8 protein-coding genes and 1 pseudogene are annotated in these 10,867 nt (G+C 59.5%); 2 read left to right on the forward strand and 7 right to left on the reverse strand.

The genetic code is table 11. The features are described 5' to 3' along the window. Nucleotides 1-352 precede the first annotated feature (352 nt). From C0560_RS05700 to C0560_RS05720, 5 genes are all read right to left on the reverse strand, one after another. Nucleotides 353-1,057, reverse strand: coding sequence for an ABC transporter ATP-binding protein (locus C0560_RS05700; protein ID WP_102104221.1), 705 nt, complete (start codon nt 1,055-1,057; stop codon nt 353-355). Continuing rightward, entirely contained in the window at nt 1,044-1,868 is an 825-nt protein-coding gene (locus tag C0560_RS05705; protein WP_248859799.1) for an ABC transporter ATP-binding protein, read from the reverse strand. Before C0560_RS05705 ends, C0560_RS05700 begins: the two co-directional genes overlap by 14 nt. Then, on the reverse strand, nt 1,861-2,694 hold the full coding sequence (locus C0560_RS05710) for an ABC transporter permease (RefSeq protein ID WP_123429315.1): 834 nt from the start codon (nt 2,692-2,694) through the stop codon (nt 1,861-1,863). Before C0560_RS05710 ends, C0560_RS05705 begins: the two co-directional genes overlap by 8 nt. Continuing rightward, nucleotides 2,694-3,716, reverse strand: a complete 1,023-nt coding sequence (locus C0560_RS05715; protein WP_248859800.1) for an ABC transporter permease — start codon at nt 3,714-3,716, stop codon at nt 2,694-2,696. The genes C0560_RS05710 and C0560_RS05715 overlap by 1 nt, the downstream gene beginning before the upstream one ends. A gap of 106 nt (nt 3,717-3,822) precedes the next feature. Then, nucleotides 3,823-5,391 carry an ABC transporter substrate-binding protein gene (locus C0560_RS05720; protein WP_102104217.1) on the reverse strand — a complete coding sequence of 523 codons (1,569 nt, stop codon included), beginning with the start codon at nt 5,389-5,391 and terminating at the stop codon, nt 3,823-3,825. Nucleotides 5,392-5,604: 213 nt separating this feature from the next. Between C0560_RS05720 and C0560_RS05725 the strand changes: the two genes are divergently transcribed. Beyond that, nucleotides 5,605-6,327: a GNAT family N-acetyltransferase gene (locus C0560_RS05725; RefSeq protein ID WP_123429312.1), complete on the forward strand. Its 723-nt coding sequence runs from the start codon at nt 5,605-5,607 to the stop codon at nt 6,325-6,327. 88 nt (nt 6,328-6,415) lie between these two features. Here the strand turns inward: C0560_RS05725 and entD are convergent, their stop codons facing one another. Then, entirely contained in the window at nt 6,416-7,072 is a 657-nt protein-coding gene (gene entD / locus C0560_RS05730) for an enterobactin synthase subunit EntD (RefSeq protein ID WP_248859802.1), read from the reverse strand. Between the two features lie 52 nt (nt 7,073-7,124). Continuing rightward, on the reverse strand, nt 7,125-9,377 hold the full coding sequence (locus C0560_RS05735; protein WP_100777281.1) for a TonB-dependent siderophore receptor: 2,253 nt from the start codon (nt 9,375-9,377) through the stop codon (nt 7,125-7,127). Nucleotides 9,378-9,627: 250 nt separating this feature from the next. Between C0560_RS05735 and fes the strand changes: the two are divergent. After that, a pseudogene (gene fes, locus C0560_RS05740) lies at nt 9,628-10,839 on the forward strand (enterochelin esterase); the annotation flags it as partial. Between the last annotated feature and the right edge of the window lie 28 nt (nt 10,840-10,867).

Here is a 10,867-nt window from a genome sequence, read left to right on the forward strand (position 1 = left end):
GCATGAAATTAATTGACCACCCTGTAAGTCCCTGCGCTCAGGGAGGGGCAGCGCTGACGGAGGTAGGAATACCGTGCACAAAGAAAACGGCCAGCGTTTGCTGCTCCGCCAGCGCCACCGTAAGTTAACGGGGTATGCGCTGTCGCGAAAAAAATTATCGCTTTATGCCAACGGGTTCCTACGCCCGGTCGCGGATAAACCGCAACGCAGGCACTTTACGACCGAGGAAGGGCAAATAAAAGGCTAAACCCAGAGTTTCACAAGGTTACTTTTCGATTTGCGAGGCGCTTTCCAGAAAACAGATGCCGGGCGGTAGCCAGCCCGAAAGCGCACACACTGGCCCACGCAAAACCTACCCCATCCGGTGCTCGCCGTTTCGCATCGCTTCACGATCAAACACCCGTTGAATCTCGCCGTGCGCCATAAACGCCGCGCGGTCTGACATATGCGCAATCACATCCGCGTCGTGGCTCACCAGCAGATAGGTCATACCGTGCTGCTGTTTCAGGCGGTTCAGCAGATTCAGGATCTCCGCCTGCACCGACATATCCAGCGCCGAGGTTGGTTCGTCCAGCAGCAAGAGCTGGGGGCGCAGCAACAGGGCGCGGGCAATCGCCACGCGCTGACGCTGGCCGCCAGACAGCTGATGCGGATAACGCTGGCCTGCGTCAGCCGACAGCCCCACCTGCTGCAACGCGTCGGCTACTTTCTCTGCAATCTGTGTTTCACCGTGAATTTTTAGCGGCTCTGTCAGCGTGCGTGAAAGGGTGTGATTCGGATGCAAGGACGCCCACGGATCCTGAAACACCATCTGCACGTTGCGCCGCAGCGCGCCGGTAAACCGGGCGTCGGGTTTCAGGTTTTCCCCGAGCAGCGTCACGTCGCCGCGCCACTGACGTTGTAGCCCGGCCAGCACGCGCAGAATGGTCGATTTTCCGCAGCCGGATTCCCCGATCAGGCTGAAAGTCTCCCCTTTTTCGATGGCAAAGCTGGCCGACGATACCGCCGTTTTTTCGCCGAACGCCACCTGCAACTGACGGACATCAACGAGTGCCATGGTGTATCTCCTTGCGATCCAGCGTCGGTAACATTTGCCCGTAGGTGCTGGCATCCGGGCGGCAGGTCCACAGCGTGCGGGTGTAGGGATGCGTGGCCTGCGGCAGTTCCCGCGCGGCCATCTCATCGACTTTTTCGCCCTGATACATCACCAGCACGCGGTCGCAATGTTCTGCCACCAGCGGTAAATCGTGACTAATCAGCAACATCGCCATCTGGCGCTCTTCGCACTGCTTCACCAGCAGTTCGAGAATTTGATTGCGCAGACGCGCGTCGAGGGCCGAGGTGGGTTCATCGGCAATCAGCACCTGCGGATTGTTGATGAGCGCAATGGCAATCATCACCCGCTGGCCCATCCCGCCGGAGAGTTCACCGGGATAGCGCGTCAGCACCCTCTGCTCCAGCCCGACGGCGTGGATAATGTCGCGAATACGCTCCTGCCGCTCCTTGCGGGAGAGAGACTGATGCAGCGTCAGCGACTCTTCGAGCTGCGCGGCGACGTTTTTGGCCGGGTTGAGCGCATAGCGCGGGTCCTGTAGCACCATCGCAATGCCGTTGCCGCGAAGGCGCTGCCAGCCGCGATTATTCAGGGTCAGCAGATCGTGGCCCAGCACGTTAAGCTGCCTGGCACTGACCACGCCGGGCTTGCGCACCAGCCCCATCAGCGCCCTGGCCGACATGGATTTACCGGAGCCGGATTCGCCCACTAACGCCAGCCGTTCGTTGCCAAGGGTAAAACTCAGGTTGTTCACCACACGCGCGGCGGGGTAGTCGATATTCAGCGCATCGACGATAACGCGGGAGTCAGTCATGTTGCGGCTCCAGAATGTCGCGCAGGCCGTCGCCCAGCAGGTTAAACGCCAGGCTGGCGAACAGGATCGCGCCGCCAGGAATAGCGGCGATCCACCATTGATCGAAAATCACCTGCATGCCGTCGGCGATCATCGCGCCCCATTCGGCCATCGGCGGACGCGCGCCCAGACCCAGGAAGCCCAGCCCGGCGGCGGCCAGAATAATGCCCGCCAGATCCAGCGCCAGTCGCACAATCGCTGACGGCAGGCAGAGCGGCAGAATATGCCCAAGCAACAGACGCCCGCCGCGAATGCCCATCATCTCGGCAGCCGCCAGATAATCGCTGTGACGCAGACGCTGAATTTCACTCCGGGCCTGACGCGCATAGGCCGGCCAGGTGGTGAGCGCCAGCGCCAGCGCGCCGTTCACAAGGCCAGGGCCGAGCATGGCGACAAAGGCAAAGGCGAGGATCAGGCGTGGCATCGACATCACCACGTCGGTAAACCGCATCAGCACGCGCTCCAGCCAGCCGCCGTAGTAGCCGGACAAAATCCCGATCAGCAGCCCGGTGGGCAGGGTGATGATCGTCACCAGCGCCACCAGCCCAAGGGCGGGACGGCTGCCGTAGATCAGGCGTGAGAGCAGATCTCGCCCGAAACTGTCCGTGCCGAGCCAGTGCGTGGCGTTCGGTGCCTGCAGGCGTGCCGCCGCGTTCTGCCAGTTCGGGTTGAGCGGAGCGAGCCACGGAGCAAACAGCGCGATCAGCAGCAACAGAACGATTGCGATAAGCCCGCAGAACGCAGCGGGAGAGCGGCGCAGTCGGCGCAGAAAAAGATAAAAAGGCATCAGCGCACCCTGGGGTCGGTGGCCCGCACAAGCAGGTCGGTCAGATTATTTATCAGCACAAAACAGACGCCAATCACCAGCGTACCGCCCATGATGGCGGTGGTATCGCCCGCAAATAACGCGGTGGTGAGATAGCGGCCAATGCCCGGCCATGAGAAGACGGTTTCGGTCAGCACTGCGCCTTCGAGCATGCTGGTGTAGGCCAGCGCGATTACCGTCAGTAGCGTGCTGCGAATATTGGGCAGCACGTGGCGCAGCAGAATGGCCATCTCTCCGGCACCTTTGGCGCGCGCGAGCAGGATGTACTCTTTGTTCATTTCGCTGAGGCACGCCGAGCGCGTCAGGCGGGTGATGCTCGCCAGCGAATAGTAGGCCAGCAGCAGCACCGGCAGCACCAGGTGGCTGAGGGCATTTTTTAACGCCTCGCGGTCCCCTGAAAGCCAGGTATCGATCAGCGCAAAACCGGTGCGCGGCTCCACGGTGTATTGCCAGATATCGTCCAACCGGCCCGGCCCGGCGCTCCACTGCAGCTTCGCGTAAAACAATGCCAGCATGAGCAGCCCCAGCCAGAAAACAGGCACCGAGTTACCGAGCAGGGTGAGGGTGCGGATGATCAGATCCAGCGGTGAACCGGCAAAACGCGCGCACAGCACGCCCGCAATAATCCCGAGCACGGAGCCGATAATCAGCGCCAGCGTGGCGAGTTCCAGCGTGGCGGGAAATGCGTGCAGCAGATCCTGCAATACCGGCTGTCCGGTAGCGCTGGCGGTGCCGAGATCGCCATGAAACAGGTTCAGCAGGTAATGCCAGAACTGCACCGGCAGGGGCTGATCCAGCCCAAGCTGGTGACGAACCTGATCGTACGTCGACTGGCTGGCGTGATCGCCGACGATCTGCAAGACACGATCGACGGGGGAAAAAGCGGAGAGCGCAAACGTGACGAGCAGCAGCCCGAACAGCGTAAGGAGCAGGGTGAAAAGGCCCTGAACAACACGCATCACGTGGGAAGATAGAGGTAGCATGGAGAGAGCGTTATTCCTTTTGCCCGGTGGCGTTGTGCTGGCCGGGCCGACGTTTCACTGTGTTGATGGCCGGGTGAGGCGAACCCCACCCGGCCATCAGGGCAGATTATTTAGTCACTTTATCGTACCAGACCATATCGGCATTCAGCCCTTGCTGGTACCCCTTCACATTATCGCGCACCACGATCTGGGTTTTGCCCTGATCGACAAACACGTACGGCGAATTATGCTGCAACTCCTGCTGCATTTTGGTGTACAGATCCAGGCGTTTTGCCGGATCGGGCTCGGCCACAGCGGCCAGCGTGGCTTTGGTCAGCTCGGGGATTTTCCAGCCGTTAAGACCGGCCACGGTGCTGGATTTCCCGTCGTTCCAGGCAAAGGCGCTGGCATTGGAGTGTGCATCGAAGTAATCCGGGATCCACAGGCGAATCGCCGCCTGGTGCTGTTTGGCACGCACGCGCGCATACACCTGGCTGCCCGCAGCAGGCAGCAGATCCACCTTCACGCCGCCTTGTGCGAAGCTCGCCTGCATTGACTGCGCGATGGTGATAAACGGCGGTTTGTTCTCCACGTCCAGCGTGAAGTGCGCGTCTTTAATACCCGCTTTGGCGAGGATCGCTTTCGCTTTGGCCGGATCGAATTTGAACGGATTATCCTCCAGCGCGCCCGGCAGCCCGACCGGCAGGAAGCTCTGATGCACAAAATACTGGCCTTTCAGCAGATCCTTAGTGATACCGTCGTAATCCACCAGCCAGCGCGACGCTTCCCAGAACGCCGGGTTGTTCAGCAGCGGGTTCGCGCTGTTTCCGGCGTTAAACACCAGGTAGTTCTGCTCGGCAGACGGGATGCTTAACACCTTCACACCCGCTTTGCCTTCCAGCGCGCTGATTTGGTCTGCGCCCAGATCGCGGGCCACATCTGCATCACCCTGCTGAATCAGCAAACGGCGAGAGGCCGGGTCCGGGACGTTTTTAATAATGATGCTTTTGAGCTTCGGCGCGCCGCCGGGGGCGGTGTCGTTAGCTTCCAGCACGATGGCCTGATGCGGCTGGTAGACGCGCATTTTGTACGCGCCGCTGCCCGCCGAGTGCATTTTCAGCCAGGTATTACCGAAGTCGTTGTCTTTCACATTCGCTGAAACCAGCTTTTCATCGACGATAGAGGCGATCGGCGTGGAGAGAATATTCAGCGCCACCGCCGGGCTGACGTCAGCCGTCCAGTGCAGTTGCAGCGTGTGGTCATCCACTTTTTTCAGCTGGCTGGCGATATTACCCGGCTCCCAGCCCAGCACGTTCAGAATAAAGGCCGGGGATTTGTTCAGGGTGATGGCGCGGGTGTAGGAGAAAATCACATCTTCCGGGCGCAGCGGGTTGCCGGAGGCAAATTTGGCGTCAGGCTTCAGTTTGATGGTCAGGGTTTTCGCTGCTGCGTCTGCTTCCCAGCTTTCCGCCAGAATCGGGGAGATTTTTGCCGGATTATCGCGGTCGGGCTGCACCAGACGCTGGTACAGGCTCGGCACGGTCTGGATGCTGGAAAGCTCGTTGGCCTCTGCGGGATCGAGGCTGACGATATCATCAAGCCCCTGAGCGACAACCAGCGTATTCGGCGGAGTAGCGGCGTTGGCGGCGGCTGACAGCGCGGCCAATACCAGTAACGGCAGCAGTTTTTTCGTCATAGCGATCCCTGAAAGAAAATGTGTTGTGATTGTTTTTGGCATCGCTACGTTAGGCCTGCCGTGAAAATCCTCAAAGTCTAAATTCTGCTTTGCTTATGCCATGGGGATATAACGCATGCAGATTGGCTATTAAGCGCTTTCCTACACGCAGGGCTTTTCGCCTGCTTTTTGTCCTGATATAACAATTGCATTACATATCAGGGAGTCGCGGGCGTGCCGGAAATTAATCAACATGGTCAAGTCGTAAACGATATTGTTCCCCACTGGAAAGGTGCCTCAGTGTTGCGTCGCACGCCGCTGAACGGGCGATTCTGCCGTCTGGAGCCGCTGGACGCCGCGCGGCACGCCGTGGATCTGTTTGACGCGTATGCCCTGGGCGATGACAGCGACTGGACCTGGCTTGCCAGCACGCAGCCGGAGAGCGTCGACGCCACCGCGCACTGGCTGTTGGGCAAGGTGATGGACGATGCGCTGGTGCCTTACGCGGTCATTGATTTACGTTCAGAGCGTGCGGTTGGCGTGGTGAGTTATATGGCGATTGAGCGACTGATGGGGTCGGTGGAGATCGGCCACGTGACCTGGTCGCGTAAGATGAAAAATACCCCAATGGGAACGGAAACGGTCTGGCTGCTGCTGAAAAATGCCTTCGAACATCACTACCGCCGCGTGGAGTGGAAATGCGATTCGATGAATGTGGCGTCGCGGCGCGCGGCAGAGCGGCTGGGGTTTGTCTGGGAAGGGCGGCTGCGGCAAAAACTGATCCGCAAAGGGCGCAACCGCGACAGCGATATGCTTTCCATCATTAATACCGAGTGGCCAGAGCGCGACGCCGAGCTGCGCGCGTGGCTGGCGGCGGAGAACTTCGACAGCGAAGGGCGCCAGATCCAGCGACTGGAAGCGTTCAGGCAAGGGGTTGCGGAGGAAATTCCCCGCTAAACTGCCCGGTCGGCTCGATGTTATTTAACGAAGAAATAAATAGCGGGTTTTGAAAGTAACAGGGAAGGCGGGTTAACGCTGAGGCGAATTATTCGCAGAGCAGCGTCATCACGCCGACGTTTTGCTGGCACCAGTGAAGGTGAAAAGTGTGGTTGTGCGAAAAACCGGCCAGTGGGCGAGCCAGCGACAGGGTGAGCGTGCTGTGAGTCATCGCCGTCACGCAGGCGCTATCAACACCCATAAAGGCGTTAACGCGCGGGAACAGGGCTTTAAACAGGCTCTCTTTGGCGCTAAAAACCAGCGTCAGGGCGAGGGCAAACGGATATCCCGCGCTCAGCAGAACACGCTTTTCCTGCTCGTTGATAATCCCGTCCTGAATCTCTACGGCTTCCTTTTCTGCAATCAGCGCTTCGCAGTCAATCCCCACCAGCGCATTGTCGCGGCGCACCGCCAGCGCCAGCGCCTGGGTGCCACTGTGAGAAATACTGCCCGCAAAACCGGTTGGCCACAGCGGTTCGCCGTTCGCGCCGATACCGGGCACCGTGGTGATGCCAAAGGGCTGGAGCGCCTGGACGGCGGCGATGCGTCCGGCGAGGTGTTCCGCTTTGCGTTTGGCAGAGGCGTGGCTGAGGGCGGCGTGATGAGGCAGCCAGAGCAGATCGGCGTGATCAAAGGTGGAGGGATCGAAATCGATGCGATGAAGCGAGACGCCGCCGAGTGTCAGCAGGCTGTGTGTGGTGTGCATCGGTCCCCCTGATAGAAAAAGCCCCCTTCGATGGAAGAGGGCTTACAGTCTATCAGAAGTGGGTGTTAACGCTCATGTACCAGGTACGACCCGGTTCGTTGTAGGTGTAAGCACCTGCACCGTACATGTACGCGCCCGTGGTGGCATTCCCGGTGGTCTGGGCATTACCAGCACGCCACTGGCGTTTGTCGAAGACGTTATCCACGCCGCCGGTCAGGCTGACGTATTTGGTCACGTCCCAGGTCGCGCTCAGGCCCACGATGCTGTACGGGCTGACTTCGTCTTTTTCAGACCCGCTCACCGGCTGGCCTTTGTAGTTGTATTTCTTCGGCTGCTGCTTGCCGTACCAGGTGAAGGTCGACTGCACCGACACATCCTGCTGTACCTGCCAGCTCAGGGTTGAGTTCAGCGTGTACTCCGGGATGATCGACAGACGATCGCCGGTCTCTTTGTTCTTACTTTGTAGCATGTAGGTGATGTTGTTGGTCCAGTTGACCGCATCCGTCACCGGCACGTTTAAGGAGCCTTCCAGCCCTTCTACGACGGCTTTCGGCACGTTTTCCCACTGGTAAATATCGGTGGAGACTTTGCCGGTAGAGGTCTGGCCGATTGGCGCATAGCCCGCTTCGATTTTGTCGCGATAGTCGTTACGGAACCAGGTCGCACCCGCCAGCCAGCCGTCGCGTTTCCACTCGAGGCCAATTTCTTTGTTGATGCTGGTTTCGGCTTTCAGATCGTCATTACCCATCATGTAACAGCCGACGCCGTCGCCGCTTGCGTAGCAGCCCTGGCCTTTGCTGTAGAGCAGGTAGTTCGGGTTGGTCTGATACAGGCTCGGCGCTTTATACGCCCGGGCGATACCCATCTTCAGCGTGAAATCATCCCCCAGACCTTGCGACAGGTTCAGGGACGGGCTCCAGTTGTTACCCACGATAGTGTGATGATCGAAGCGCAGCGCCGGGGTCAGCATGGTGCTGTCGGTCAGCTCCATGTTGTTTTCGGCGAACAGGGAGAAGATCTCCGCTTTCGAGTACGGGCTACGATCGTCGCTCATGCCAGGGATCGCGCCGCCCTGCTGGGTCTGAGAGTTAGAGGCGTAATCCTTCATGCGCTGCTGGTTCCACTCGGTCCCCAGAGTCAGGTTCTGGTTGACCAGGAAATCGAACGGCAGGTTAACTTCGCTGTGCAGGGTGACGTCGGACAGATCCGTATCGGTAAATTTGTCGCTGTTGAACAGCCCTTCCAGACCGCCCGCCAGCCCTTCGCCGAGACGCGAGTTACGGGTGTGCTCGTATTGCGCCCAGTTGCTGGTAGTCACGCCGTTATCCCAGCCGCCGTTCCAGGTCACCGCCCAGTTCTGGCGATAAATACGGTTGGTCTCTTTGCCGTAATTCTTCTTCACCAGCCCGTTCGAGCTGTTGTCGTTGTTGGTGTTCTGGGTATCGCCCGCGTAGAGGTTATTCTGGCGGCTGTAGCCCGCTTCAAATTCCAGAGACTGCATTGGCGCGAAGTCCCAGCGCACCACGCCGTTGATATCTTTGTTTTCCACGCCTTCACGACCGGCCGGCAGGGTATCGGCATACATTCCGGTACGGTCGGACTGATGGCCCTGGTTGATATCCCATGCGTCGGCCTGGGTTTTGTCCAGATTACCGAACATGCGGAAGCTGAAATCGCCGCCCAGCGGGCCGCTCAGGCTGAAGTTGGTGCGCTTGGTGGAGCCTTCGTCTTTATGCTCCGGCGCGTTCAGGTAGGTGTTCCACGAACCATGCCACTGGTTGTCGAATTTCTTGGTGATGATGTTCACTACACCGCCCGCCGCGCCGTTACCGTAGCGCGCGGCCGCCGGGCCACGAATGACTTCGATGCGCTCGATCATCTCAGGCGGTACCCAGCCGGTGTCGCCGCGCGTATCACGCTCGCCGCGCCAGCCGAGACGGATGGAGTTACGGCTGGTGACGGGTTTGCCGTCGATCAGAATCAGGGTGTTTTCCGGGCCCATGCCACGAATATCAATCTGGCGGTTGTTACCGCGCTGACCGCTGGTGGAGTTACCGGTCAGGTTAACGCCCGGCATGGTACGAATGATTTCGGCCACGTCGCGAGCGGGAGGATTTTTACGAATTTCATCGGCCGTGATGGTTGAAACGCCCGGCGCCTGCAGGTTTTGCTCGGCGGCGGTGATCACCATAGTATCTTCGTGCGCGGCACTGCTGGTGGTTTTGTCGTCTGCCATGGCTGGCATGGCCACGCCGTAAATCCCCAGATTGACCAGCAAGGCCAGGGAGTGAATCTTCTTATTCATTGTACGTCCTGCTTTTCGTTGCCGCGTCCCCTTGGCTCCATTCCCTAACGGGAGAGGAGGCGGCATGAATTATCACCGGCACGTTGCGTAAGCAGCCCTGTCCTCGAGCGCACACAATGCGTGGCATGGTTATTTTATGAGCGCGCTTCCCACAGCGCGGGCACTACGCTATTGCAAATGCAAATAGTTATCAATAATATTATCAATAATTTTTGTCATATAACAAAAAAGACGCGAAAAACATGAGGTTAAACGGGTGACGGCGCTAACAACGGGAAGTGATGCCTGGTGGCAGTCAAAAAAAGGGCCGGAAGCGGTCCGCGAAGGGGATAATTATCGTGTCACTTTCTGGTGGCGCGATCCCGGCGGAACGCAACTCACCTCGACGGTGCAGCGGGTGTGGATCTACATCACCGGCGTCACGGATCACCATCAAAATGCGCGTCCCCAGTCGCTCACGCGCCTTCCCGACACCGACGTCTGGCAGTGGCAGGGGGAATTCAGCCCTGAGTGGCGCGGCAGCTACTGTTTTATTCCCTCCGAAAACGTCCAGGACTTCGACCAAACCGTCTTCACCGCCGACGCGCCCGACCGCATGGCGCTGCGTGAGGGCTGGCGCAAACTGCTGCCAAACGCGATTGCCGATCCGCTGAATGCCCAGAGCTGGCGCGGCGGACGCGGCCATCCGGTGTCGGCGCTGGAGATGCCGAATGCGCCCGTTCAGCCAGGCTGGAATCATCCCGAAACCCCGTTTTCTGCGCCGCACTGCATTCAGTGGCACAGCCCGCGTCTGGGGAATTCGCGCCGGGTGTGGATCTTCACCACGGGCGAGGAGCGCGCAGCCGAGCGCCCGCTGGCAATTCTTCTCGATGGCCAGTTTTGGGCTGAAAGTATGCCTGTCTGGCCCGCCCTGACGGCGCTGACAAACGAGGGGCAACTGCCTCCTGCGGTCTACGTGCTCATTGATGTGATCGATACCGCCCATCGCAGCCGCGAGCTGCCCTGCAACCCCGATTTCTGGCTGGCGGTGCAGGAAGAACTACTCCCGCAGATTCACGCCATCGCGCCGTTCAGCGCGCGAGCTGACCACACGGTCGTCGCCGGGCAAAGCTTTGGTGGCCTGTCCTCTCTGTACGCCGGGCTTAACTGGCCGCAGCGTTTTGGCTGCGTGCTCAGCCAGTCGGGCTCCTACTGGTGGCCGCATCGCGGCGCGCAGCAGGACGGGCTGCTTATCGAACAACTCAAAGCGGGTGAAAAATCCGCGCAAAATCTTCGTATCGTTCTTGAGGCGGGCCAGCGCGAGCCGCTGATTTTCCGGGCCAATCAGGCCATTTACGCCCAACTACAACACACACAGCAGTCGATTTTCTGGCGTCAGGTTGACGGCGGACATGATGCGCTTTGCTGGCGTGGCGGGCTGACGCAGGGACTTATCACCCTCTGGCAGCCACTCATTCACTAACGCCAGGCAGGCGATTTTTTTCGACAGG

This window comes from Lelliottia sp. AC1 (assembly GCF_023278595.1).
GTDB classification, from domain to species: domain Bacteria; phylum Pseudomonadota; class Gammaproteobacteria; order Enterobacterales; family Enterobacteriaceae; genus Enterobacter; species Enterobacter nimipressuralis.